At 61.8% G+C, this 25509-nt stretch carries 21 protein-coding genes; 7 read left to right on the top strand and 14 right to left on the bottom strand.

Going from position 1 to position 25509, the window contains the following annotated elements:
• Positions 1-186: 186 nt before the first annotated feature.
• The gene (locus HBJ55_RS17205; RefSeq protein WP_167117782.1) at positions 187-1185 is read right to left on the bottom strand and encodes a porin; all 999 of its coding nucleotides are present in this window, start codon (positions 1183-1185) and stop codon (positions 187-189) included.
• A gap of 183 nt (positions 1186-1368) precedes the next feature.
• Entirely contained in the window at positions 1369-2370 is a 1002-nt protein-coding gene (locus tag HBJ55_RS17200; RefSeq protein ID WP_240936169.1) for a TAXI family TRAP transporter solute-binding subunit, read from the bottom strand.
• 132 nt (positions 2371-2502) lie between these two features.
• Between HBJ55_RS17200 and HBJ55_RS17195 the strand changes: the two genes are divergently transcribed.
• A complete protein-coding gene (locus HBJ55_RS17195; RefSeq protein ID WP_167117779.1) occupies positions 2503-3420 on the top strand; it encodes a LysR family transcriptional regulator in 918 nt (305 codons plus the stop codon).
• 166 nt (positions 3421-3586) lie between these two features.
• Here the strand turns inward: HBJ55_RS17195 and HBJ55_RS17190 are convergent, their stop codons facing one another.
• Complete coding sequence (locus HBJ55_RS17190; protein ID WP_167117776.1) at positions 3587-5425, bottom strand: feruloyl-CoA synthase; 1839 nt, start codon at positions 5423-5425, stop codon at positions 3587-3589.
• Between the two features lie 337 nt (positions 5426-5762).
• Here HBJ55_RS17190 and HBJ55_RS17185 point away from each other — a divergent pair, with 337 nt between their 5' ends.
• On the top strand, positions 5763-6221 hold the full coding sequence (locus HBJ55_RS17185) for a MarR family winged helix-turn-helix transcriptional regulator (RefSeq protein ID WP_111414999.1): 459 nt from the start codon (positions 5763-5765) through the stop codon (positions 6219-6221).
• 48 nt (positions 6222-6269) lie between these two features.
• Here the strand turns inward: HBJ55_RS17185 and HBJ55_RS17180 are convergent, their stop codons facing one another.
• The 3 genes from HBJ55_RS17180 to mdlC form a co-directional block, all read right to left on the bottom strand.
• The gene (locus HBJ55_RS17180; protein ID WP_167117773.1) at positions 6270-7721 is read right to left on the bottom strand and encodes an aldehyde dehydrogenase; all 1452 of its coding nucleotides are present in this window, start codon (positions 7719-7721) and stop codon (positions 6270-6272) included.
• Positions 7722-7814: 93 nt separating this feature from the next.
• Positions 7815-8834: a TRAP transporter substrate-binding protein gene (locus tag HBJ55_RS17175; protein WP_167117770.1), complete on the bottom strand. Its 1020-nt coding sequence runs from the start codon at positions 8832-8834 to the stop codon at positions 7815-7817.
• Between the two features lie 42 nt (positions 8835-8876).
• Positions 8877-10457 carry a benzoylformate decarboxylase gene (gene mdlC, locus HBJ55_RS17170; protein WP_206022732.1) on the bottom strand — a complete coding sequence of 527 codons (1581 nt, stop codon included), beginning with the start codon at positions 10455-10457 and terminating at the stop codon, positions 8877-8879.
• Positions 10458-10562: 105 nt separating this feature from the next.
• Between mdlC and HBJ55_RS17165 the strand changes: the two genes are divergently transcribed.
• Positions 10563-11462 carry a LysR family transcriptional regulator gene (locus HBJ55_RS17165; protein ID WP_167117767.1) on the top strand — a complete coding sequence of 300 codons (900 nt, stop codon included), beginning with the start codon at positions 10563-10565 and terminating at the stop codon, positions 11460-11462.
• Here the strand turns inward: HBJ55_RS17165 and HBJ55_RS17160 are convergent.
• Positions 11431-12342, bottom strand: a complete 912-nt coding sequence (locus tag HBJ55_RS17160) for a LysR family transcriptional regulator (protein ID WP_167117764.1) — start codon at positions 12340-12342, stop codon at positions 11431-11433. The two genes, HBJ55_RS17165 and HBJ55_RS17160, sit on opposite strands and share 32 nt — an antisense overlap.
• A gap of 128 nt (positions 12343-12470) precedes the next feature.
• Between HBJ55_RS17160 and HBJ55_RS17155 the strand changes: the two genes are divergently transcribed.
• Both HBJ55_RS17155 and HBJ55_RS17150 read left to right on the top strand, forming a co-directional pair.
• Positions 12471-12854: a DoxX family protein gene (locus HBJ55_RS17155; RefSeq protein WP_167117761.1), complete on the top strand. Its 384-nt coding sequence runs from the start codon at positions 12471-12473 to the stop codon at positions 12852-12854.
• A gap of 177 nt (positions 12855-13031) precedes the next feature.
• A complete protein-coding gene (locus HBJ55_RS17150) occupies positions 13032-13775 on the top strand; it encodes an SDR family oxidoreductase (protein ID WP_167117759.1) in 744 nt (247 codons plus the stop codon).
• 419 nt (positions 13776-14194) lie between these two features.
• Here the strand turns inward: HBJ55_RS17150 and HBJ55_RS17145 are convergent, their stop codons facing one another.
• Positions 14195-15925: a PilZ domain-containing protein gene (locus tag HBJ55_RS17145; protein WP_167117756.1), complete on the bottom strand. Its 1731-nt coding sequence runs from the start codon at positions 15923-15925 to the stop codon at positions 14195-14197.
• A gap of 245 nt (positions 15926-16170) precedes the next feature.
• Between HBJ55_RS17145 and HBJ55_RS17140 the strand changes: the two genes are divergently transcribed.
• Positions 16171-18390: a putative bifunctional diguanylate cyclase/phosphodiesterase gene (locus HBJ55_RS17140; RefSeq protein ID WP_167117753.1), complete on the top strand. Its 2220-nt coding sequence runs from the start codon at positions 16171-16173 to the stop codon at positions 18388-18390.
• A 391-nt stretch (positions 18391-18781) separates the two neighbouring features.
• Here the strand turns inward: HBJ55_RS17140 and HBJ55_RS17135 are convergent, their stop codons facing one another.
• Positions 18782-19948, bottom strand: a complete 1167-nt coding sequence (locus tag HBJ55_RS17135) for an MFS transporter (protein WP_167117750.1) — start codon at positions 19946-19948, stop codon at positions 18782-18784.
• A gap of 95 nt (positions 19949-20043) precedes the next feature.
• On the opposite strand from HBJ55_RS17135, the gene HBJ55_RS17130 reads away from it, so the two are divergent.
• Positions 20044-20937 (top strand): LysR family transcriptional regulator, encoded by an 894-nt coding sequence (locus HBJ55_RS17130; RefSeq protein ID WP_167117747.1) that lies wholly within the window; start codon positions 20044-20046, stop codon positions 20935-20937.
• Positions 20938-21078: 141 nt separating this feature from the next.
• Here the strand turns inward: HBJ55_RS17130 and HBJ55_RS22300 are convergent, their stop codons facing one another.
• From HBJ55_RS22300 to pcaQ, 5 genes are all read right to left on the bottom strand, one after another.
• Complete coding sequence (locus tag HBJ55_RS22300) at positions 21079-21792, bottom strand: hypothetical protein (protein ID WP_206022731.1); 714 nt, start codon at positions 21790-21792, stop codon at positions 21079-21081.
• A 117-nt stretch (positions 21793-21909) separates the two neighbouring features.
• Complete coding sequence (locus HBJ55_RS17120) at positions 21910-22590, bottom strand: hypothetical protein (protein ID WP_167117744.1); 681 nt, start codon at positions 22588-22590, stop codon at positions 21910-21912.
• A gap of 410 nt (positions 22591-23000) precedes the next feature.
• Positions 23001-23693, bottom strand: coding sequence for a protocatechuate 3,4-dioxygenase subunit alpha (locus HBJ55_RS17115; RefSeq protein WP_167117742.1), 693 nt, complete (start codon positions 23691-23693; stop codon positions 23001-23003).
• Positions 23694-23724: 31 nt separating this feature from the next.
• The gene (gene pcaH / locus HBJ55_RS17110; RefSeq protein WP_167117739.1) at positions 23725-24465 is read right to left on the bottom strand and encodes a protocatechuate 3,4-dioxygenase subunit beta; all 741 of its coding nucleotides are present in this window, start codon (positions 24463-24465) and stop codon (positions 23725-23727) included.
• 97 nt (positions 24466-24562) lie between these two features.
• Positions 24563-25501 (bottom strand): pca operon transcription factor PcaQ, encoded by a 939-nt coding sequence (pcaQ, locus tag HBJ55_RS17105; RefSeq protein ID WP_167117736.1) that lies wholly within the window; start codon positions 25499-25501, stop codon positions 24563-24565.
• Positions 25502-25509 lie beyond the last annotated feature (8 nt).

The raw sequence follows: 25509 nt of genomic DNA, 5'->3' as shown, positions 1-25509 counted from the left end.
AAACCTATATATCGAGAAATAAACGAAGTGCTCCTTGGTCATAATGCCTCAAGCATTACCATTCCAAAAATTCATTTTTGGATTCTCCAATAAAAGTTTTTGAATAGGATTGGTAGCAAAAAGGCCGGCGAGTATGCACCTCGCCGGACCGAAGCAAACTAGCGAATTCTTTCTGCGAAGCCGACCTCAGAAGCTGACGCTGAGGCCCGCCGCCACGTTGTTGTCGGTACGGTCGTAGCGGCCCGCCTCGAGGAAGGCATAGACATTGTGGTTGAAGTGGCGGCGAATAGTGCCCACCAAGGCGTCGTTGTCGAGTTCGAGATTCTTGTCGTTCTCGGCGTAGCCGAGTGAGACCGACCAGGCATCACTCAGACTGGCCGAAACATTGACGCCCCAGGCATCGAAGTCGGCCGGGCTCTCGTTGTTCTCACGATCGTCGTTGTGCTCGTAGACCCCGCCCAGTTGAATCATGCCGAAGTCGTAGCCGATACCGAAGGAGGTGCGATGCAGGTCATCGATACCCGGGCGGCGCACCTGTGTATGTCCGACACCGAAGTTGAGCGGTCCCTGGTCGTAGACCAGGCGCCCCGTCACGACATCGAAATCCTGGTCGTTCTGAGCATTGGTGGTCAGCACGGCGCCGATGAACTGGAAACCGCCGAAGCGGGGGGAACCGTAGGAGAATACGTCGCTGCCCTGCTCGGCCTGCCCGAAGATGGCGTTCTGTCCCGTCTGGCCGTGGAAGCGGTTGTACTCGAAGACATCCACGTTGCGATAGATATGCCCCCAGAAGCCGGAAGGCACCCGCGGCTGAAGGCCAATCGTGCCGTAATCGGTCATCAGCAAAACTCGGGCGGTGCGCATGTAGATTTCGCCGTCATCTTGGCGATGGCCGCCCGGCGTCCAGGTCTGTTCGTCCACGGAGTTGATGGCATTGGCGAAATCGGCTACCAAATCATAGCGAATGCGCAATCCATCATTGACGGTATAGACCCCACCCAGGCCAGCCTCGGCCTTGAAGGCCCAGAGGTCGGCATCGCGATCCTGGACGTTCAGCACGCCCCCCGTCAGAGTACCGGAGAAATTCGGGCCGGCGTGATGATCGTTGGCCACTACCGCGCCGGAGAAGGTTACCGCAAGAGAGAGGGTCAGAGGCGCGAGCGCCAGTCGTGTCGCTGTCGTCATAGTGTGCTACCAATCTTGTTGATGTTGTATGTTTTTTTGCACTGCAAGTGGCCGCTCCCTCAGCTAAAGATCGCTGCGGGAATCTGTGTAACCGTTAGTAAGGAGGCAAATGCTAGTGCACCGGCTAACAGTCGGTTGTTTGTCACCCCAGCAGCATGGTGTGCGGAGACGGTGGGCCCGAAGTTATTCGGCTAGCAGGGACTCGGGAATCTCCACGTCCCGCTCCCGGTAGTAGCGCACGGCGCCGGGGTGCAAGGGGGCATTGACGCCGAGAAAAGGATCCTTCGTCTCGGCCGCGCGCAGCAGGGCGTTGGAACCCTTCATGGCGTCGATATTCTCGCGATAGGCCTTGGTGTAGCGGTAGGCGACGTCCTCATTCATGTCCTTGTGTACCGCCAGGAACATGACGTTGGAGGCGGTGAGCAGATCCTCGTCGGCGTTGACCTGCCCCTCGTAAGTTCTCGCCGGGATGGTGGAATAGGTCATCCCGGCCCGCTCGGTGTAGGCATCCCACGCCGGTGTGTCGACCACCGCCTCGGGAATGCCCAGGATGCGAATGGGGCGCTGAAGGCTCAGCTCGTTGAGCGACTGCTGGCCCACCGGGGCGGATATGACAAGGACGTCGTAATGGCCATCTTGGAAGCTCTGGGTGGCGATGCCCCAGGGCGCACGCTCCCCCTCGTAGTCCTCGCCCTCGACCAGGCCGGAGGCCGCTTCGATCATGCCGGTGATTTGCAGGCTGGCAATCCCGGCCGGCGGCCCGATGTAAACCGACTTGCCGCGCAGGTCCTCCCAAGACTCGATACCGGAGTCGGCCCAGGCGATAGCATGGAAAGTGCTGCCGGGCAGGCCACTCAAGGCGCGCACATTTCCGGCCAGTTGGCGAGCCTGGTCGCCGTGACTCTCGTAGGGACCGACACCCTCCTGCATGGCCCTGAATGCCGGGGTGGGCACCACCGAGGAGTCCAATTGGCCGGCGGCCACGCGCATCAGCGAGCGGGTCAGGGTCTGCCCGGTTATCACCTGCAGACTGATCCCTTCCTTGGGGGTATGGGTAGCCATGGCCTGGGGAACGATGCCGGTGATCGAGACGACACCACCGCCATCGAGCTGCAGGGTCTGAGCCTGGGCCGTGGCGGTCACGGCCCAGAGGGCCAGGGAAGCCCCAAATATTCTCATACGCATTGTTGTAATACCTATTTATTGATGAGTAAACGTAGCGTGCACCTTGGGTATCATGACTCAGGCATTGCGATTCCAAAAATTCCTTTTTAATATCTTTGAAATAAATTTTTGAATATTAATAACGGGACCATCATGGAAGCCAAACACCTGATGCAGCTGGCTATCATCCTCGACTGTGGCTCCATCAGTCAGGCTGCTAGCAAGCTGCACATCAGCCAGCCGACGTTGACCAAGAACATGCAAACGCTGGAGATGCAGGCCGGCGGAAGCCTCTTCACCCGCAGCCGCCACGGGGTCCGACAAACGGCCTTGGGGGGAGTGCTGGCCAGGCAGGGACGTGCCATTGCTACATCGGTATGGGCAGCCGAGCATTCCGCAACCCGCTTCGGCCTGGGCATGCAGAGTGAGCTACGCATCGGAGTCGGTCCCTTGGTGGCCAGTCTGCTGATGCACACCGTCACCGAAGCGCTGATGCGCGACTACCCCAGCCTCTCGCTACTGATCCGCGTGGATACCCCTTACCGACTGTTCGAACAGATCAACGATGACGAATTGGACATCGCCGTAGCCCCGACGGTGATCTCGGCGAGCCAGGAATTGGACCGCATCACCCTCTTCGAGGATCGCCTGGCTATCTTCGCCTCTCGGCATCACCCCCTGGCCCAGAAGGAGCGCGTCGAGATCGGCGACCTGGTCGGCTACCCCTGGGTTAATATCGCCACCTATGCAAAGTTCGAGGAGTCGCCAGTAGAGCGCCTGCAGAAGGCCGGGCTAAAGCAGGTGAATACCCATATCGCCTTGGCCGGCGATGCCATGATCTGCCTGAACATCCTGCCCACAGGCGACTATCTCAGCATCATGCCCAAGCGCGTCACCGATATAGGCGCCCCACGCTTCGGCCTGCAGAGCCTGCCCGTGGAAGCCGACTTCGGCGAGCGCAACATGCACCTCTGGCACCCACCCTCCCTGGCCGGCGACGCCATGCTGGACGCCGTCGCTGGTGCTTTCATGGCGACACTGGAAGCGGCCACTGCGGTTCAGCCAGCGTAAAAAGCCCGGCGAGTCGCGCACTCGCCGGGCCGAAGTAAGCTAGTCGAACCTTCCTATGAACACCCATCTCAGAAGCTGACACCACGTTGTTGTCGATGTGGTCGCAGTCGCCCTACTCGCTTTCCGGCGTGGGCATGGGTCAGCATAAGTGATACCCCATGAGCGCTTAGTCGAACCGCCATACGTTCGGAGGCGGTGGCTCGCGGTAAAGCTCAGCCACGATCCCGGCCCGGTTCTCCAGCACGGCACGCTGGTTGATCGAGCCCTTGTCGGTAATCTCGTGGGCGTCCAGGCGCGGCGGCTCGGCGAGTAGCACCAGGCGACGTACCCGGGTGGAGCTGCCCGTGCTGTGGGCGTCCAGGTCGCGCAGCATCTGCAGGAAGCGCTCGCGCACCGGCTCGCTTGCCAGCACCGCGGCGGCATCGGCCGCGCCGCCCAGCCCAGCCAGTTCGCGGCACTTCTCCAAGTCGGGGAACACCATGACCGAGACATAGGGCTTGTCGATCCCGGCGATCACTACGTCCTTCACATGAGGGGCGCCGGCTTCGATGATGCGCGCCCGCAGCGGCCCGACGCTGACCCAGGTGCCGGTGTCGAGCTTGAAGTCCTCGGAGATGCGCCCGTCGAAGCACATGCCGCGCTGGGGGTCGTCCGGGTCGATGAACTTGACCGCATCGCCCAGGCAGTAGAAGCCCTCCTCGTCGAAGCTCCTGGCGGTGACCTCGGGCTGGCGCCAGTAGCCCGGCATCACGCTGGGCCCTTTCACCCGGCACTCCAGCTTGCCGCCGTTGGGCACCAGCTTGATCGACACTCCGCGGGCGGGCAGGCCCACCACGCCGGAGCGGGACTCCTCCAGCGAGGCGAACATCGCCGAGGGAGCGGTCTCGGTAGCTCCCAGGCCGGTCAGCATGCCCACCTTGCAACCCAGGGTCCGGATGGCCAGGCGGTCGAGCTCGTCCCAGATGTGCTGAGAGAGCCCCGCCGCGGCGAAGAACATCAGGTTGAGCCGTGAGAAGAAGGTCTCGCGCAGGTCATCCTCGCGCTTCAGGTAATCCACCAGGATCTCGAAGCCCTTGGGCACGTTGAAGTAGACCGTCGGTGCGATCTCGCGCAGGTTGGCGATGGTGGTCTCGAACTCGCCCGGCACCGGGCGGCCGTCGTCGATGTAGAGGCTGCCGCCGTTGTAGAGCACGATGCCGACGTTGTGGTTGCCGCCGAAGGTGTGATTCCAGGGCAGCCAGTCCACCAGTACCGGTGGCTCGTCGCGCATGAAAGGCATCAGGGAGGCCAGCATTTCCTGATTGGCGCAGAGCATGCGGTGAGTATTGACGACGCCCTTGGGCATGCCGGTGGAGCCTGAGGTGAACAGGAACTTGACGATGGTTTCGGGGCCGACGGCCGCACGGACCTCCTCCACCGCCGCAGTCACGGGCGTATCCAGTAGCGTGTCGAAGGCGCTCACGCCCGGAAATCCTGCCGGATCCACGGCCACGCAGTCGCAGTCGGCGGGCTGCACCGCCGCCAGGGCCGGGGCAAAGTTCTCGGCCTTGTCGACCATCAGCAGGCCCGGCGTGAGCAGCTCGACGATATGGCGCAGCTTGCCGAAGTCGCGGCTGACCAGCGAATAGGCCGGCGATACGGGGGCAAAGGGGATGCCCACGTACATTGCCGCCAGCGCCAGCAGCAGGTGCTCGATGGAGTTGCCGCTGAGGATGGCCAGCGGCCGCTCGACGCTCAGGCCGTGGTTCAGCAGCCCCTGCGCCAGGCTACGTACCCGCGTCAGGGTCTCAGCATAGCTCAGGCGCTGCCACTCGCCGGCGCCGTCTCGGCGCGCCACGAAGCTGCGATCCGGCGCCTCGTGGGCCCAGCGCTCCAGGCAATCGAGCAAGGTGTCGGGATAGGCGCCGAGGGGTTCCTCGACGCTGAGAAGTCGGGTCCCGTCATCGCGCAGAGTCAGCTTGGCAGTGGCGGTGCCCAGGTGGACATCGCGAAAGGAGTGAGACATGGGCGCTCCGGCTGTTTGTGATCGTTATCAGCATCGAAAGGGGCATCTCGCTACCCTCGGCATGGGAGCCTTGGTAACATGGAGTCCAGTATTTTTTTAAATTGTTGGCGTGTCAAACATTTCGCCAGCATAACATTATCCTCGGGGAACCGAAGAAAGGCGGAATAAGCATTCAGCATCAAAAAGATACGCTCATAACGTCGTGTCGCCGTGACGATTCTCACGGCCGAGACACGACTAAAGTTGGAGACCGTGACAGGCCTCGCCGTCCGCTATCCGATAGGCTGTTTGCTGCTTGCCGCCTCGTGGCTCACCCAACCTCAGGGCCGACCAACCTATGAGCAACGACGACCAGAACGGTATCGATTACTCCATGCTGCAGTCCCGCCTCGGCTACAAGCTACGCCGGGCGCAGCTCGTCTACTTCGACGTGTTCTTCGAGGCTTGCGCCCAGGAGGGCATTACGCCCGGTCTGTTCAGCATCCTCGCTATCATCTACCACAACCCGGGGCTGACCCAGTCGGCGGTCTCCACCGCCCTGGACGTGGACCGTTCCGCCATGGTGGCGGCCATCGACAAGCTGGAGAGCATGGAGGTGGTGGAACGGCGCAAGTCGAAGAACGATCGGCGCTCCTACGCCCTCTACCTCACCGACAAGGGCAAGGAATTCACCGAGCGGCTCAACCGCAAGGTCGCCGCGGGCGAAGACAACTTCGACAGCTTCATGAAAGAAGGCGAGCGCGAGTGGCTACTCGACCTTCTCGACCGTATCATCGCGGCCCGCAAGGGAGGCTGATGCCCACCTCCCTTCATCATCGGATATAGCCAGATCGGCTAAATGGGCCTAGATGGGGTAGTGCCGGGGCCCGAGCTGGATCGTGATCCAGCGCAGCTCGGTGAACTCCTCGATACCCGCCTTGCCGCCGAAGCGCCCGTAGCCGCTCGACTTGGTGCCGCCGAAGGGCATCTGCGGCTCGTCGTGCACCGTGGGGGCGTTGATGTGGCAGATGCCCGAGCGGATCTTCCCGGCCACCCTGAGCCCGCGTGCCGTGTCGCGACTGAACACCGCCGCCGACAGGCCGTACTCGCTGTCGTTGGCGACCCGAACGGCCTCCTCCTCGCCCTCGACGCGCATCACCGCCACCACCGGCCCGAAGGACTCCTCGGCATAGAGGCGCATTTGCGGCGTCACGCCATCCACCACCGTGGCCGGCATGACCACTCCTTCGGCCTTGCCGCCGCTGGCGAGCCTCGCCCCGTGGCTCACGGCATCGTCAAGTAGGCCGTTGAGCTTCTCGCCTGACTCAGCGTTGATCAGGGTGCCCAGCGCATTGCCCTCCCCCCGCGGGTCGCCGGCCTTGAGTTCACGGGCACGCGTGGCCAGCTTGTCGACGAAGGCGTCGGCCACCGAGGCATCGACGATCAGTCGCTCGGTGGACATGCAGATCTGCCCCTGGTTGAAGAATGCGCCGAAGATCGCCGCGTCCACGGCGGCGTCCAGGTCGGCATCGTCCAGCACCAGGAACGGCGCCTTGCCGCCCAGCTCCAGCAGCACCGGCTTGAGGTGGCGGGCCGCCTTCTCGGCAATGATGCGCCCCACCGCGGTGGAGCCGGTGAAGTTGATCCGAGCGACCTGGGGATGCGCGATCAGCGCCTCCACCACCTCGGGCGCGTCGGCCGGGGCGTTGGTGATCACGTTGACCACGCCCTCGCCGAGCCCCGCCTCGACCAGCACCTCGCCGATCAGGTGATGGGTCGCCGGGCACTGCTCCGAGGCCTTGAGAATCACCGTGTTGCCGCATGCCAGCGGCGTGGCCACGGCCCGGGTGCCGAGGATGATCGGCGCGTTCCACGGCGCGATACCCACCACCACGCCGCAGGGCACGCGCACGCCCATGGCCATGTTGTCGGGCACGTTGGAGGGAATCACGTCGCCCTGGATCTGGGTGGTCAGCGACGCCGCCTCGCGCAGCATGCCGGCGGCCACCATCACGTTGAAGCCGGCCCAGCCCGGCGTGGCGCCGGTCTCGTTCACCATTCGCTCGATGAACTCCGTCTGGCGCGCTTCCATCAACTCCGCCGCCTTGAGCAGCTTCATTCGCCGCTCGCCGGGGCCCGTTTGCGACCAGGTGGCAAAAGCCGCCCCCGCTGCATCGGCCGCCGCCTTGGCATCATCGACCGAAGCGGCCGCCGCCGTGGTCGTGGCCTGGCCAGTAAAGGGGTTGGCGCGCTCGAAGGTGGTGGATTCGTGGGCGGGCCGGGATTGGCCGCCGATCAGCAGGTCCAGGGTATTCATGGCGTGCTCCTCATTGTTGTAGTGGAATGTTCTCGTGGCGATTCTGAACGCCGTATGGCCGAGCGCAGGCACTTTACGAACAGAGCCTAGCACTTACGCCTCGCACTGCTCGCGCAATGCCATGGCTTTCTCGTAGATGGCGCGGGCATTACTCAGGCCACGCTCCTCGAGCCGCTTGAGATAGTTCTCGGTGCCCTGGTTGAGCGGCTCGGCCCAGTCGGGGTCGTTGAGCGGATCCTCCACCACGTGGATGGTGTCGCCCTGGGCCACGGCTTCCTCGCGACCTGCCTCGTCCAGCTCGTCGAAGACCCGCCCCGCCTGCTGAGCCCATTCCATGCCGCTGTTCTCGTCGATCACCGCCTGCATCTCGGGGGAGAGTCGCTCGTAGCTCGCCTGGCTCATCGTCGCCACGATGGCACCGGCGTAGTACGGCACCTGCAGGTGATACTTCGTCAGCTCGTTGATGCGAAACACCTTCATCGCCTCCCAGGGAAAGCTCAGGCCATCCATCACCCCGCGCTGCAGCGAGGTGAAGATGTCCGGCGCCGGCATGCCCAAGGGCTGAGCGCCCATGCTGGCGAGCATCTCGCCGGCCACCTCGCTGGGGCGGCGGATGCGCAGCCCCTCGAGGTCGGCCGGGGTGCGGATCTCAGTGTCGCGGGTATGCAGGTAGGCCGGCCCGATGGTGAACAGGAACAGCACGCGGGTGTCGTCGTATTCACCGGCGATGTCGCCCTCGTCGTAGAGCGTCTGCAGGATGCACGCGCCCTGTGAGGCGCTGTTGACGATCCCGGGCAACTGCACGATCTCGGTGAGCGGGAAACGCCCGGCGGTATAGCCTTGCAGCGTGACGGCAATATCGGCGATGCCGTTGACCGTCGCGTCATAGGCCTGGTCGGCCTTGCTCAAGGTCTGCGAGGGGTAGATCTCGACCTTGAGCTCGCCGCCGGAATCCTGCTCCACCCGTTCCGCCCAGGCCCGGTAGATCTCCTGGTTGACCGCCGAACCCTCCGGCCAGAGATGCGCCATGCGCAATGTGGTTTCCGCGCCGACCGAGGCGCACAGCCCCAGCGCGGAGGTGGCGAGCAGCAGGCGTGAGATGGCGTGTTTCATGACGGTGTCCTCTTTGTCGTTGTATTGGTTATTTGATGGGGCTCAGGTGGGCAGGGTCGGCACCTCGATCAGCAGCGGCCGGTCCATCGCGAAGCCTTCCTGCAAGGCAGCCTCCAAGGCCTCACGGGAGTCGGCCAGGCGCGCCTCGACCCCGTAGCCGCGGGCCAGCGCGCAAAAGTCGATTCCCGGCACGTCGAGCCCGGGGGCATCGTCTACCGCCATGTGGCGGGCGAAGCCGCGCAGGGCGCCGTAGGTATCGTTCCTGAGGATGATCAGCACCGCCGGAATGCGGTACTGCGCAGCGCTCCACAGCGCGGTGATGGCGTAGCTGGCCGAACCGTCGCCGATCACACCGATCACCTGACGCTGCGGCTGGGCGAGCTGCACGCCCAGCGCCGCCGGCAGGCCGAAACCGAGCCCGCCCGCGGCGGGAAAGAAGTAGCTGCCGGGCTGGCGCATCTCGACGCGCTCCCAGAAGATCTCCACCGTCGAGGTCGACTCCTTGACGTAGATGGCGTCCTCCGGGGCCAGCGCATCGAGGGTATCGAACACGTTCGCCGGGGCCAGGCGCCCTTCGCCATCCTCGACCACTGCCGGCTTGGGCAGCGGCTCGGGCACGGTCCGCTCGCTCGGCGTGATGTGCGGCAGCAGCGCCTCGAGGGTGGCGTAAACGTCGCCCACCAGGGCATCGCCCATGGGGGCGCGGGCCGCCTCGTTGGCGTCGCCGGTGACATGCACCAACTTCGCACCCTCGGGCAGGTAACGTCCCGGTGCGTACTTGTGATAGCGGAATACCGGGGCGCCCACGACCACGACCAGGTCATGCCCTTCCAACTGCGCGGCGATGCCGGCAATGGCCGCCGGCAGCACGCCGCGAAAGCACGGGTGACGGTTGGGAAACGGGCAGCGCGAGGCGGAAGGCGCCACCCACACCGGCATACTCAAGCGTTCGGCCAGTTCCACAGCCAGCCCGTTGGCCCGGCGGGCGTCGACCTCGGGCCCCAGCACCAGCACCGGGTTCTCGGCGGCATTGAGCCGCTGCGCCAGCCGCTCGAGCTGCACGCTCGATGGCACGCCGGCGTGGTCGATCTCGCGCTCGACCACCAGCTCGGCATCGTCGCCGGCTTCGCGGTCCCAGTCGTCATGCGGTATCGAGACATAGACCGGCCCGCGCGGCGGCAGCGAGGCGCTGTGGATCGCCTGGCTCAGCGCGCGCGGCACGTCCTCGGGGCAGGCGGGCTCGTAGCTCCACTTGACAAGCGGCTTGGGCAGCTGCGGCGCCTCGACGTTGGCCAGCATCGACTCTACGCCGATCATTGAGCGCGCCTGCTGCCCGGCGGTGATCACCAGCGGCGAGTGGGAGTACCAGGCATTGGTCAGCGCACCCATGGCATTGCCGGTACCTGCCGCGGCGTGCAGGTTGACGAACGCCGGCCGGCCGCTGGCCAGCGCGTAGCCGTCGGCCATGCCCGCTACCACCCCTTCGTGCAGGCCGAGTATGTAGCGAAAATCCTCGGGAAAGCCCTTGAGAAAGGGCAGCTCGTTGGAGCCGGGGTTGCCGAAAACGGTGGTAATGCCCTGGCGACGCAGGAGCGAATAGGTGATGGCGTGAACGCTCGGCATGCTCGATTCCTTGTTCTTGTGCAGTACGTGCCTTCACGCTAGTCGTCGCTGCTACAATCAAGCAAATCGATATTCTTTCTATCAAAAATAAAGCGTGTCTATGCGATGAATCACATCGACCTCAACCTCATGCGCGCCTTCGTCCTGCTGTACGAAACCGGCAGCGTCACCCAGACGGCCGAGCGGCTATACGTCACCCAGCCCTCGGTCAGTTATGCGCTGGCCCGGCTGCGCGACCTCTTCGAGGACCGCCTGTTCGTGCGCACCCGCCAGGGCATGGAACCCACCATTGCCGCCCGCCAGCTCTACCCCTCGCTGCGCGACGCCCTGCAGCAGCTCCAGGACACCATCGAGAGCAGCCGCGACTTCGACCCGGCGACCTGCACCCGCCGCTTCCGGCTGGCGCTGACCGACCTGGGTGAAATGGCGCTGCTGCCGAAGCTCATGCGCCACCTGCATGACCAGGCGCCGCAAGCCGAGCTGGAAGTGGTACCGCTGGAGATCGAGCATGCCGAGGAGTGGCTGGCCGCCGGCCGGGTCAACGCGCTGATCTGCAGCCGACCGTTGACGGGTGCGGCAATTGCTCGCCATGTACTCTTGAGGGACCGCTACGTGTGCCTGCTCAACCAGGAACGCTTCGGGGAAGGCCCACTGACCCGCGAACGCTTCATCGCCGCACGCCACGTCGCCGTGACCTCCTCCTCCGGGCATGGCATGGCCGAAGAAGTGATGCGTCAGGAGGGCATCCAGCGCAAGGCAAGCCTCGAGATCCCGCACTTCTCGGTGCTGCCACGGGTACTCCACGACAGCGACCTGATCGCCATCATGCCGCTACAGGTCGCCGCCAGCTTCACCGAAGGCTCGCCCCTGACCATCCACGAACTTCCCTTTCACGTGCCCGAGTTCGAAGTCGCGCTGCACTGGCAGGCCCAGGCTAGCCGCTCCCCCTCACAGCGCTGGTTCTGCGAGAGCATTATTGAAGCGATTGGGGAGAGGGAGGGGTGAGCTTTTCCACCACCAGATCAATAAACGCCGACACCGCCAAAGGGAGATGCCGCCGGCTCGGGTAAAGCACGTGCATGCCATAGCCCTTGCGTTGGTATTGCGGCAGTACCGGCACGAGCAGGCCCGCCTCGAGGTCCTGTCTAACGATCAGCTGAGGAAGAAGTGCGATGCCGAGCCCCGCCATCGCGGCCCTGCGCAGCGCCTGCGCCGTGTTGCCGCTGAAGCGCGCGGCAACCTGCACTTCTTCGTCGTTGCCATCGCGATTGAGAAAGCGCCAGGTGGCGTATCCGCTGGCGTGGGAGAAGGCCACACAGTCGTGATTCGCCAGATCCTGCAGCGCGCCGGGGACGCCGCGCGTGGCGAGGTAGGCGGGACTCGACACCATACAGTCGCTGCTGGCGGCCAGAAGCTGGCGGCCGACATAACTGGAGTCCTGCAACGGCCCGTTGCGAAACGCCACGTCGATCCGTTCGGCAATCAGATCGGCCTTGGCATCGCTGAGCACGAAATCGAGCCGCACCCGTGGGTGCGCAGCCAGAAACTCCGCTACCCATTTCATCTGGAAAAAGTCGAAGAAATCAGCCGGCACCGCAACACGGACCAGGCCACTGGGTTCCTGGCTGCCGGTCATCAATTCCTGTCCGGCTTCGGTCAGCCCTTCCACCGCTGCCGCGCAGCGTTCGTGGAACGCCAGGCCTGCATGAGTGAGCGTGAGCTTGCGGGTGGTGCGCTGCAACAAGCGCGTGCCCAGCCGTGCTTCGAGTGTCTGGACGCGCCGGCTCAGCGTATTGGGCGGCACCCCAAGCTGCCTTGCCGCCTCGGCAAAGCTTCCATGGCGCACGACCCGCACAAACAGGGCGATGTCGTTCAGGTCCAGCATCGGCTCGATTACTTCCAAATCTGGATGAATTCAATCCAACCATACCATCTAATCAAACAATCAGGCCCACCCTATCCTTCTGGCAACCGGGCGCAAGCCCTCACTTCTCGTCACAAGGTATCGCATCCATGGCCACCACCTCGTCACTTTCCCTGGCCCAGCGCCGCATCGTCTGGGCCGTTCGCATTCTTCTCGCCCTGGTGTTTGGCGCCGCCGGCATCGCCAAGCTGGCCGGTGTACCGCAGATGGTCGAGGTGTTCGATGCCATCGGCTTCGGCCAGTGGTTTCGCTATGTCACCGGCGTCGTCGAAATCACAGGAGCCGTGCTGCTCCTGATTCCCGCCTTCGGCTTTGTCGGTGGCCTATTGCTGTTCGCCACCATGGTTGGCGGCACGGCGACGCATCTGCTGCTGATTGGCGGCAGTCCCGTGCCGGCGCTGGTGCTCGGCCTGCTGTCGGCGTTCGTGGCCTGGCGGCTACGCCCCAGCCTGCGGTTGGGCGGAGTGCGCTGAACTTTCACTTCGCTCTTTTCACTCAACAAAGCGGCGCTGGCGCAGTGCGAAGCCGAGATTCAGCGTATCGGCGCGAGTCTGCGCCGCGAAGGGCGGCTCGCCTGAGCCTGCCCAGGTCATAACAATTCACGAACAGCGAATTCGCTAGGTTGCTTTACCGGAAAAGGAGTAAGAACAATGAAGACCGCAGGAAACACGATTCTCATCACGGGCGGAGGGTCCGGCATCGGCCGTGAACTGGCGGCGCGCTTCCACGCGCTCGGGAACACGGTAATAGTCGCCGGCCGCCGCAAGGAGGCGCTTGAGCAAACGATCGCCGGTCGCGAAGGTATGCACGCGATCACGCTCGACATGGAGAATCCGCAAGCGATTGCCGCGTGCGCCCGGCAGCTCCTCGCCGATCATCCGTCGCTGAATGTGCTGATCAACAATGCCGGCATCTTGCGCCGGGAGGACCTGACCAGGCCCCGTGACTTGCACGATGCCGAAAAGACGATCGTCACAAATCTCCTGGGACCGATCCGCCTCACTAATGCATTGATCGATCACCTCGCACACCAGCCCGATGCCGCGGTCGTCAATGTGACGTCGGGCCTGGCATTCGTGCCGCTGAGTTGGGCGCCGACCTATTGCGCGAGCAAGGCGGCGCTCCATTCCTATACGCTATCGTTGCGTGAACAGCTCAAAGGCAAGGTCGAGGTGATCGAACTCGCGCCTCCCGGGGTTCAAACCGAACTCGAGCCCGGCCAGTCGGGCCGCGAGGGGTTTATGACCCTCGACGAGTTCATTGAAGAGGCAATGGCACTGTTCAGCGAGAAACCGACCCCCGCGGAGATACTCGTACGACAAGTGCGACCCCTGCGCTGGGCGGAAAGAGATGATAATTTCGACCAAGCCATCGAAGCTCTCAACGCTCTTTGATTGCCGGGTTTCCACCGCTCCCCGTCGCAGCGCTGGTTCTGCGCGAGCATTATGAGGTGATTGAGTGAGAGGGAGGTGAGGTTGGGAGCAGGACGTTTGTTTGCTCTGCTTCCCAGACACGGAAACCTTCATTCTTTTTGCATAGTGCCCTGAACGGATTGTCATGCCAATCGACAGCACAGCGTTCGAAGGCAGCTTACTAAGCCATCTTTGGCAGGATTTTCATCCTGACCAGGCCAGCACCTGCGTGGCAGTCTGTACGGTCAGGAGATGAAGGACACGGAAAGGTGCGTCATGGAAGACGTATCAGTCACCCCAACGGGATGGGCCCGGCCGCATGGCCGGGTCTCCTTTCGGGATGCAAGACATGATGTGCAATCAAGCCTTGTCCGGACAGAGTGCCCTCGATCGGCTTAGCGTCATGCTTTGATGAGTCGCACACCGTAGTCTGCTGGATTGACTACGCCTTCGAGCTTTCCTATTTGAGAGAAGTCGCCTGCACTCAAGACATAATCGATATTCGTGTCTTTGAACGATAGGTTCTTGACGACGTTTACCTTGATAGGCATTCCTTTGGCATCGATGTCCATGATCCAGGCTAGGAAGCCACCCGAGAACTTCGCCAGACTGCCGATCGGATAGAGGCCGTAGTGTTGGATGTACTCGACGAGTATCGTCTTGTCGTAAGCGCCGGCAGCGTCATTCACCCAGCGGTAGGCATCGAGCGGTGATCGAGGAGGAATCCCGTTGCGTTCATGGGTGAGTTTATTCACCGCCTTGAGTACCGAAGCCAGCTTCGCCACTTCTGAAAGCTGATCACCTCGTCTGCCAGCTGGGTAGCCGGATCCATCGAGCCGTTCGTTGGAATTCTCAAACACATCGCGACAGGTCGGGCTCGGCATCCAGCCAAGTGTCTGTAATTTCTTCCGGAGCGCCCCCACATGACCTTTCAAAATTTCTTTCTGGTGGGGCTTCATGTGCACCTTGAGCGATGGAAGCTCTTGGCTGACCAATAGCGGTTTGCCCATGGTATGTAGCAGAGCGCCCAAGACAGCTTCACGTACCTGGGGCGAGTGGGGGTCACGTAGCAGCAACATGTCGGCCAATTGTCCGGCAACCTGAACGGCGTGACGTACCCAGTCCGGCTCGTCGCGCAGAAAGGTCAGTGCATAGAGGAACCCCTTGCGATCCTGGCCTACCAGGTACAGCAACGTGTCTGCACAATCGTACAGCGTCTCTTCTGGAAAAAAGTCACGCGTTTTCATGTACATAAGCCCAACCTGAAGCTGATGAGCCACTTCCTTGACACCGCGCTGCATGGGGGTTTGATGAGCGCGCTTCTGGCGCTCCTGCTCTTCGCGCTGCAGGATTTTTGTCTCCTTGGCTCCAGGAATGAACAGTGGGGAGTGGCTGGACACCTTGTCGTTGACGCCTGATCGATAAGCAGCCTCGCGCTCCGCTTCCGACACGTAATGGTAAAGGGCTTCCGTCTGAGTCGCTGACAGGTTGATGAATTGTAGACCCACGGCGGCGTAGCCATGGTTACCAAATGGGCGCATATGGCGAACGCTGGCTTCGGCGAAGAAGCTCTCTCCGTTGGGGAACTCCAGGGTGACCCCGGGTACGATCTGTTCCACGCTAATAGCGATGCTATCGGCAAGCGCGATATCCACCATGCAGCCGCCGACGGAGAGGTTCCGCAACCGTCCCGGGATGCTGAGCTCATGGAGATACACCTCGACGCTAACGCGCGCCTGCATCCCCAAGATAAAGGGGATGCGAACCGCCCCGCGACTCTCCTTCACGAAGACCGACTCCGGCAGCTGACACTCCAGGCGATAGGTCGTGCTATCCGTCTTCAGGACTTTCACCGGCACGTTGCTGAGAGTGAACACCTCGCGCTCGCTGATCTCAGGGACCTTGAGCGCTTCGATATCAAAGCTCAAGCAGCCATCGCTGATATAGTGGTCCATGTCGGCGCCGCCGTACTCCGCCTCCAGCACCAGGTGGCCTGCCTCCAGATCCAGCTCCGTGACCTCCGCTGGCAGGGCATAGCGCGCATATTTCGAATACACCGATAGCTCATGCCGGTGTTGTAGCAATGACCGAACCACGTGTGCGGAGGGGTTTCCAGAGCGAGGAGTAACCATGGTGTTTCCTGCTGTCGTCGGGAGGATATCAAGAAAATCTTAGAATAATTCTTTAAGCTCAGAGAGATTGCCGGCAAGCTCCTTCTTCGCTTGGCATGGAAACCTAGATCTGCTCCTTGGAGTGCTAGGAAGAAGGACGGCCAGCTTCTCGCCCATCCGACCTAGAGCCACTTGGTAGATCGTACTGTGCAAGGTAAAGTGTACTTAACAAACTAACAAAATTCTCTAGCGATCAAGGAACGCTGATGCTTGCCAACCGTGCCGGCCTACTTTGCCTCCTGATGCTAGCGGCCGGCCTGTTTCTCGTTGGGCTCCTCCCCAAGAGCGCGCTGGGAAACCTGCACCCCGACCGGAGCGAAGATATCGTCTTCGCGGGTTCTGCCACTTATGCGCCCTTCCAATGGCTCGACGCCCAAGGGCAAGCCAAGGGGTTTGTTATCGACCTGCAGGACGCCATGGCACAGCAGGGTGGGGTAACGGCGGAGCATCGGCTTACGGCGTGGGAGACAGCCTTGCATGCTGTCGAGAGTGGTGAGGCCGATGCGGTTGCTCTCTTCGCTTCGGAGCGCCGTCGCCAGCAATATGATTTCACCAACCCCTTTTATCACCAGTTCCACAGCATATTTTCTCATACCGAGGGTGAGCGCTTCAGCAACCTGGACGCCCTGAGAGGAAAAACTGTCGCTGTCACGACGGCTGGCTATGCACAGGAGCAACTGGCAGAAGAGCATCCCGATATCCGCCTGTACCCCGTGAAAAGCGAGCGGGCCTGCATTCTGGCAGTACATGCCAGGGAAGCCGATGCCTGCGTTGAAGCTACGCTTAGCGCCAAACGCCTTGCCGCCGATTACGATGTGCGGAGTACCAGTTCGCCTTTCTGGCCGCGCCCCTATGTCTTCGCCGTGCGCAAGGGCAACAGCGATCTGCTGGAGTGGCTGAACTTTCAACTCGCGGCCATGCAGTCCGACGGTATCTACTTCGCCATTTATCAGAAGTGGCTCCCCGAGCTGGAGTGGCGTAAACCGACCATAGCCGATCATCTGAATACCTTGGCCTGGATCATCGCGCCGATACTGCTGTTGGCCTTGCTCGGACTGATTGGCGCCTGGGTCCTGAAGCGTCAGGTGGCCCGGAAAACTCGTCAACTGACCACGGAGTTGCAGTCCCGTCGCCGCCTGGAGAAACAGCTGCGTGACCAAGCGGAGTATGATGCAGCGACCGGCCTGCCCAACCGGCAAGCCTTTATCGACGACCTGGAACGTAGGCTAAATGAAGCACCCGACTGGTCACCTACCTTGGTCTTCCTGCGGTTGCAGAGTCTGGATTCGGTCACTAGCACTTTTGGTCGCACCGGTCACGAGAAACTGATCAAAGACTATGGCTACCATGTGGAACACTTGGGCTTCCCTCTGGTATCCCATCTCGGCACAGGCACCTTTGCTCTCATCACTCCGCAGGAGCTTTCCCCGGAAGAAACGATGGCTCGACTGACTACCTCCTTCTATATCGAAGGGCTCTATGTCGATCCGGGGGTCGTAATGGGCATTAGCATCGGACGTGCCGGCGACGGTGGCAAAGACTCCGCCTCCATTCACGCCGAAGAGCTGTTACGCCGCGCTGTCACGGCTTATGCCTCGGCACACGCCAAGGGCAACACTTGGTGTGTTTATACGCCTCAGTTACAGCCCGATCCTCGAGACTTGATCCTGCTGCACGATTTTCGCCAGCATGGCACTCGTGACATGCGTCTGGTCTATCAACCCAAGCTGGATCTGGCCAGCGGCCGCATCCGCGAGGCCGAGGCGCTAATCCGTTGGGAACACCCGCGGCTGGGCTTCATATCGCCAGGTCACTTTATCCCCCTCCTGGAAAAGGCCGGCATGATCACCCGCCTCACCCGCTGGGTAATCGATGAAGCCATCGAGGAGCTGGCTCGCTGTCGCACACGAGATCCCGACTTTGGCATCAGCGTCAATATAGCCGCCCAGGATTTATCCGATGGAGCCGGTCTGGTGGGTTTCCTCCGCGACAAGAGGACGACCAGCCTACAGGGCCTACGGCTGGAGATTACCGAGACCGGGGTGATCCAAGACCATGATCATACCCAGAGGGTCATCGCCACGTTGCGGGAAATTGGTATCGACTGTGCCGTCGATGATTTCGGTACCGGCTATGCGTCTCTCTCCTACCTGAGTCGATTCCCCATCGAAGAGGTCAAGCTGGACCGCAGTTTTATTCGGAATATGCGTGAAAACCGGCGCGATTATGCCATCGTCGCATCAACAATCGAACTGGCCCATACCTTAGGTCTCAAGGTGACCGCAGAAGGCATCGAGGATCAAGCCACCCTGGAGGCACTGGCCGAGCTGGGTTGCGATACTGCGCAAGGCTATGTGATATCGCACCCCATCGCAGCGGAGGAAGTGTATCGGATGATGGGTAAGCATTACCTAGAGTGGGCCTAGAGCGGACTCGCCGAGTGATCTCGTCGCGTGGCTGTATAAGGTCTTCTCGACTTCCTCGTGGCGATCGATCCGTCTGGCTCATGCTGCGCAAACCCGCGATTTCTACACGTAGAAAGCCAAACGTAACCTTTTTACGTAAAACCGCCCACCAAGGCTTCCTGGAGGGCGGTCTGCGAGAGATAGAAAACGACGATATTGTACATAGCTGCTATCGGCCAGAAGCTGCCGCTCAATGGGCTCGATTGACGCCAGGCCATAAGCTAGCTAGGCCAATCCCCGTTGCGACTGCTCAGGCCTGCGAAAGCAAGGATGCGCCGTAGGCCAGCAATGAATCGGGGACAGGCCACGATTCATTCAAACCGTGGCTTCCCCAGTTGACACAGGCCGGCCTTTACACCACTGCAGCCGCCACCGCCCTGGAACGCCAGGCAAACCCCAACACCATCAACAGCCCCAGCATGGCCATCGCCGCACCGGCCAGGGAAATCGCCGGGTAGCCCAGGCCGACGTTGATCACCGCACCACCCAGCGCCGCGCCAATCGCATTGCCCAGGTTGAAGGCGCCGATGTTCACAGCCGAGGCCAAGTTGGGCGCGTCCTTGGCGGCTTCCATCACCCGCATCTGCAGCGGCGGCACAATGGCGAAGCTGGCGATACCCCAGATCAGAATGGCCGCAGCAGCCGGTAGCGGCCAGCGCATCAGCACCGTGAACGCCAGCAATACCAAGATCAGCGCACTCAGCGAGACGATCAGGGTGTGGTCGACAGAGCGATCCGCCGCCTTTCCGCCCCATATGTTGCCCAACGTCAGGCCGATGCCGTATAGCACTAGCATGGCGGTGATGAAGGTGGTGGACGCCTGGGTCTCGCTGCTGAGGATCGGCGCGATATAGGTGAATACGGTAAACATCGCACTGGACCCGATCACGGTCAGGGCCAAGGCTGCCAGCACAGAGCCACGACCCAGCACGCGAATTTCAGCCAGCACGCCGCCGCCTTTCGGCAGAGGCACATTGGGCAATGCGAACCACAGCGCAAACATGGTCAACACACCAAGGGCGGTAATGCCCCAGAACGCCGTGCGCCAGCCGAACACCTCGCCAAACCAGGCTGCCAACGGCACGCCACCGATGGTCGCCAGGGTCAGGCCCATGAACATCGCCGCCACCGCCCCCGCCCGTTTGTCCGGCGCGACCAGACTGGCGGCGACGATGGAGCCGACGCCAAAGAAGGCGCCGTGATTAAGCGAGGTCACCAGCCGGGCGACAAGCAGGCTGTAGTAGTCAGTCGCCAGCGCCGACATCAGGTTGCCCAGAGTGAAGATGGCCATCAGTCCGATCAGCAGGTAACGCCGGGGGATCCTGCCCGTGGTCAGAGTCATAAGGGGCGCGCCGAGCAGCACGCCCAGCGCATAGGCGCTGACCAGCAGGCCGGCAGCAGGAATGGAAACGCCGAGATCAAGCGCGATGCCCGGCAACAAGCCCATGGGGGAGAACTCGGTGACACCGATGCCGAAGGCACCGATGGCTAGCGCAACAAGGGGGGGATTTATACGCATGGAAAGGCTCCTCATCTATGCCGAGAATGCTACAATTCGGACATTGCAAGCGGTAGATAGCCTTTACGGCAAACACCTTTGCTTAAGAGGAACAAATGGACTTTAGCGGCAGGTCAGGCGAAATGGTCGTGTTCGCCAGCGTGGCGGAGGAAGGCAGCCTGTCGGCCGCTGCGCGAGCGTTGGGGCTGACACCCTCGGCCGTCAGCCGAATCATCGCGCGCACCGAACAACGCCTCGGTACCCGCCTGTTGCTGCGCACCACCCGCGCGATCACTTTTACCGCCGAAGGCGAGGCCTATCTGCGTGGTGCTCGACGCATCCTTGCCGATATGGCCGAGGTCGAAGAGGCCATTGCTGACCAGGGCGTGCCCAAAGGCCGCTTGCGCGTAAGTGCTGCGCTCGGCCACGGGCGGCTGGCCATCGTGCCGTTGGTGACCGCATTCAGCGCGCGTTACCCGAACATCACTGTTGACCTCACTCTGGGCGACGAAGTAGTCGATATTCTCGGCGGCCAGGCCGACGTAGCCGTGCGCTTTGGCCATCTGCCCGACAGCCCACTGACCGCTCGCCGCATAGGCGATACCGGCCAGGTGGTGGTGGCCTCCCCAGCCTATCTCCAGCGCCACGGCACGCCGCAGCAACCGGAAGACCTGCTGCAACACAACTGCCTGCGCTTCAACTTCCGACGTGCTGAACCCAACTGGCCGTTCATCCGCGACGACCAGGCATTCTCCCTCAAGGTATGCGGCAATATCGAATGCAGTAGCGGTGAGGCGCTGGCGCAATTCGCACGGGTGGGCGCCGGCATCGCGCGCATCGGCGAATTCAGCGTGGCCGAGGATTTGCAGCGCGGCGACCTGGTGCCGCTGCTGGAAGCCTTCAATCCCGGTGATAGGGAACCCATTCATGCGGTGTTCGTGGGTGGCTCGGCGATGCCGGCGCGGGTGCGATTGTTCGTGGACTTCCTACTAGAGAATCACCGCATGTGAACAGGCGATAGCTCCGAGGGTGAGTGATGGCTTTCGGCCATAAGCGGACATTTAATAAATACTGATGTAACGCTGGACATAAGCGACGGACGAAAAACGCCAGCTTTTTTGTCCGTTCGCTCAATGGACTTGTTAGCGCTTTTACGCCGCCTCGACTGGCAGGCGCTCAAGCAGCCGCATGATGAGCATGGCGCAAGAGGCACTGTAAACCCGCTGGAGCAAATAATCTAAGTCATCTTGAAAAACCAACACCTCAGAGTGATCCGCCTCATGGAGCGCTCGCAGACCCGGCAGTACACTTTCTGTCTCAAGGGAAAGCTCCCAATCATGAGCCGCCGCATTCCGTATACGCCTTATGTGGAGGCACCTGTCAGTCTCTTCCTGATCGATTAATCCGGCGGCGAAGGCTCGCTTGATCCGGTCATCGAAGGTGTGCGGCGGCTTTCCCACTGCTTCGCCCGCAGCGGAAGCGCGCAAAGCCTCAATTTCTAGCAACTCATCTAGAAGGCCGTCGAGAAATGACGCCCAAACAATCACGACACTGCGAAATGACTTCCTAGCATTCTCGAGGTTTGCGTGGCTCAGAAACCTCTCCAGCCGTTTTAGCTGGACGGGAACCTCTGCCGGCGGCATGGGGGCAGGCAAGCGCTGTGCCTCCGGCGCAGCAATATCTCCAAACTCGCCAGCTAGGCACCTCGCGAAAAGCTCTCTCCCGTGGGGCTCCGGATCATAAGGCGTAGCCGTAAAGGGAACCTCCTGCACGAGCGTGTTCGTTCTAACCCAGCAGTTGATCGCGGTGCGGTTCTCGTCGACCCACTGCGGATCCCTGACCGATAGGATTTCCGTCTTGACCACTATTCCCCCTTATATCCGACCTTCAGCAGCGAGTATTCGCACTAACGCTGCCAACACGCGCAGCTTTGTAGTGGAGGCGAAGCCGCAACGGAAAAGCTGTCGCTGTGCTTGGCCTGGTTAGCCATCGGAGGACTCTCCTTTTCTCATTACCGTTGCACTCATGGAGGCAGAGATAGTGAGCTTCTTGGGCTCCCATGGTCTATTTGAAACAGGAACGTTGCTCGAAAATGATGGATACATACTGGCAACCACCTGATATAAACCATGTATCAAATCATACAAAGATGTGATGTCAAGCTTTAGCCTTCGAAAGCTTAAACTCCTACCTTGCCCTGAAAGGATAATTGAGATCGGACCGTCACCTGTTTCACCCGATACAATCTGCCCATGCATGTGTTCAAACTGATTTCTAAGCCTAGCAAGGCTATCAACTTTCCCACTATACGATTCAACAAAAACTCTGCATGGTTCGCTCTTGCTGTGCATTCTGCGCACTGCCATGCATGATCGATAAACACCTGTAACGCAACCCTCTAAATTTTCCGATACATCCAATAAATGCAGAACCAAACCACCATCTCGTTGTTGGTCGGAATTATTCTGTTGGACTACCAGTTGTCGTGCGCTTGAATAATGCCGAGCAGCCGAGAAAACCGTATGCAGCAACCAGCCGCGGAACTTCATTTCTTCTGCGGACAGGCCTAGTTCTTGAACAAAAATGTTCAGGATGGCATGACTTCTGAGTCCTCCGATATTGAAGTCAATTTCGGGAATGTTCGTGGCTATCGGTAATGTCATGTCGACGGCGTCTTATGGCTAACAGGTATTAGACCGCACGGTCTGATATCGGATGAACACGCATGCACATTCAAGAGTACCTCGGCCACATAACACCAGTCACCGCGCATGTCGCATAACAAGGATGAACGAGCATGCCGCCTTTGCTGCCAGGTCCGCTTTGGGTCGTTAGCGGCCGGTATACTTCCCCTTTGCCACCACCAACCATCACTCAGTTAACCTCGGCTCTTATCTATCAAGCTCGCCAAAATCCGCTTACAAATAAATACATACCTCAGCCTATACGCTATCGCAGGCTTGCACCAGCGATCCAAGCCAACGTAAGCCAAAAAGACGAGAGCCAGCGCATTGCGCTGGCTCTCTTGCTGCCGGCCCCCTAACGGGACCGGGTTAGCTACGGTGGCGCTAGATCAGAAATCGAAGAACACCGTCTCGCCCTCACCCTGCAGCTTGATGTCGAGTCGGTAGCGCACCTTGCCGTCGGCCTCTTCGCGCTTGGCGATGAGGGTCTGGCGGCGGGTCGGCGATTCGATGCGGGAGAGCACCGGGCATTCAGCGTTGGCTTCGGCTTCGTCCTCGAAGTAGAGGCGGGTCTGCAGCTGGATGTTCACGCCGCGGGCGAAGATCGCCAGGTTGATGTGCGGTGCCATCTTCAGGGCGCTGCGGGCATTCGCCAGGTGGGAGTCCTTGTCGTCGATGACGCCGTGTTCTTCGTCGATGCCGTCGACCCGCACGCGGCCGGGTTTGATGGTGGTCAGTGACCACTCGCTGCCCTCGTCGGCGGTGGTGGCGGTACGCCCGAAGCTGTTGAACGGCTTCTTGAGGTCGAATTCGGGTTGGTAGCGGCCCTGGCTGTCGGCCTGCCAGGCCTCGAGCAGGGCGTCGCGCACCAGGTCGCCGTTGCCGTCGATCACGGTGCCGACCACCTCGATGTGCTCGCCCTCGGCCTCGGGACTGGCCATCCGGCTCCAGATCTCCTCGTCTCGCTCGGGCAGGCCGGCCACGTGAAGGGCCAGGCCGATGTGCACGTAGGGCCCGGCGGTCTGGGAAGCGGTCTCGCGCAGCATCAGCTCGCTGCAGGGTTGGGAATTCGGCTGTTTCATCTGGTTGCCCCTTGCTGGTTCTCGAACCCGCTTACTGGTTTTCAAAGAAGGTCTGCAGTTCGCCGCGCACCACCAGATCGAAGCGGTAGGCCAGGCAGTCCATGGGCTTACTGCGCGCCATGTCGAGGCGGCCGATCATGGTTTCGACCGCGGCCGGATCCTTGATGGTGTTGACGATGGGGCACAGCGGAATCAGCGGGTCGCCTTCGAAGTACATCTGGGTGATCAGGCGGGTGGAGATCGAGGGGCCCATCACCGAGACGTGGATATGCGAGGGGCGCCAGCTGTTGGGGTCGTTGGGCCAGGGGTAGGGGCCGGGCTTGATGGTGCGGAAGCGGTACCAGCCCTGTTCATCGGTCAGGGTGCGGCCCACGCCGCCGAAGCCGGGATCCAGCGGCGCAAGGTAGCCATCCTTCTTGTGGCGATAGCGGCCACCGGCGTTGGCCTGCCACATCTCCACCAGGGTATGCGGTACCGGCTTGCCGAACTGGTCGACGACGCGGCCGAACATGATGATGCGCTCGCCCACGGGCAGGCCGACCGCCCCTGCCAACGCGGGGTCTTCGCGGTAGTTGAGCAGCAGGTCGTTGTCGTGGGAGCCCATGCGCAGTTGGCGGAAGCTCGGACCGGTGAGCTCGGAGGCGCTGGGCTGCTGCATGCTGACCAATGCCTGCTGCGGCGAGCGGGCCACGCTGGTCTTGTAGCCGGGAGCGTAGGCCGGGGGGTGCCAGTTACGGTCGCGCTCTACAAAGCGCTTGTTGTGATCTTGCATGGTGTCGTCTCTTGGGAGAGTGGTTCTGTCTCGCCCAGTGTGGCGCCTTGCCGCAGGTGCGCCAATTGACGACTCGGCAGCCCTCATAACCTCTGGGTTATGTTGCGCTGCCGAAGCCGCGCCTGGCGCTGACCTCGCGCAGTACCTCGCAGAAGGCTTCCCGCGCCAGCGAGGCTTCCATGCTGGCATTGAAGCAGAGCCCCACGGAGCCGCCTTGCGCTTCCAGGTCGATGGCCAGCCGACACAACCGCCCCGCCGCCAAGTCTTCGGCGATGGCCTCCTCGGGCGCGACCCAGATGGCGTCGCTCTCCAGGGTGTAGCGCCGGCTGACGGGCAGCGAGAGGGTCTCCAGGCGCTGGCTCATCAGCGTGAGCGAGTGGCGCACGCAGAAGCTGTCGACCTGCTGGCGCAGGGTGGTCTGGGGCGGCGGCAGTACCCAGGGGAAGTCGCCCAGTCGTTCGGCTTCGAGCGGCGCGATGCCGGCCAGCGGGTGGCCGCTGCGCACGCTGAGCATCAGCGGCTCGTAGTAGAGGTGCTCGAAGGCCAGGTCGCTGATCTCGCGGGCCTCGGTCATGCGCCCCACCACCAGGTCGAGCTCGCCGCGGCGCAGCCGCGAGAGCAAAAAGGCGCTGGAGCCGGTTACCACATTCACACCGACGTCGTTCTGCCCGTCGGGCTCGGCATGCCAGCTCCGGATGGCCTCGGGCAGCAGTTGGCTCTCCACTGTGGAGAGCGCGCCCACGCGCAGCCAGCGGTCGCCGCGGTGGGTATCGCCGACGGCGGCCACGCCCTCCTCCAGGGCGCGCATGGCCGGCCCGGCGTGGCGCAGCAGGGTCAGGCCCGCCTGGGTCAGCGCCACACCCTGGGGCGTGCGTTCGAACAGCGCGGCGCCGAGGTTTTCTTCGAGTTCGCGAATGGCCTTGGAGATGCCCGGCTGGGTGATCGCCAAGCGCTCGGCGGCCCGGGCGAAGCTGCGCTGGCGGGCCACCTCGAGGAAGGCCTGCAGATGACGCAGCTTGATGCGGGCGTTAAGCATGCGGGTTT

The sequence above is a fragment of the Billgrantia bachuensis genome, from assembly GCF_011742165.1.
In the GTDB taxonomy this organism is placed as follows: Bacteria; Pseudomonadota; Gammaproteobacteria; order Pseudomonadales; family Halomonadaceae; genus Halomonas; species Halomonas bachuensis.
This window is presented reverse-complemented; position numbering and strand designations above follow the sequence as displayed.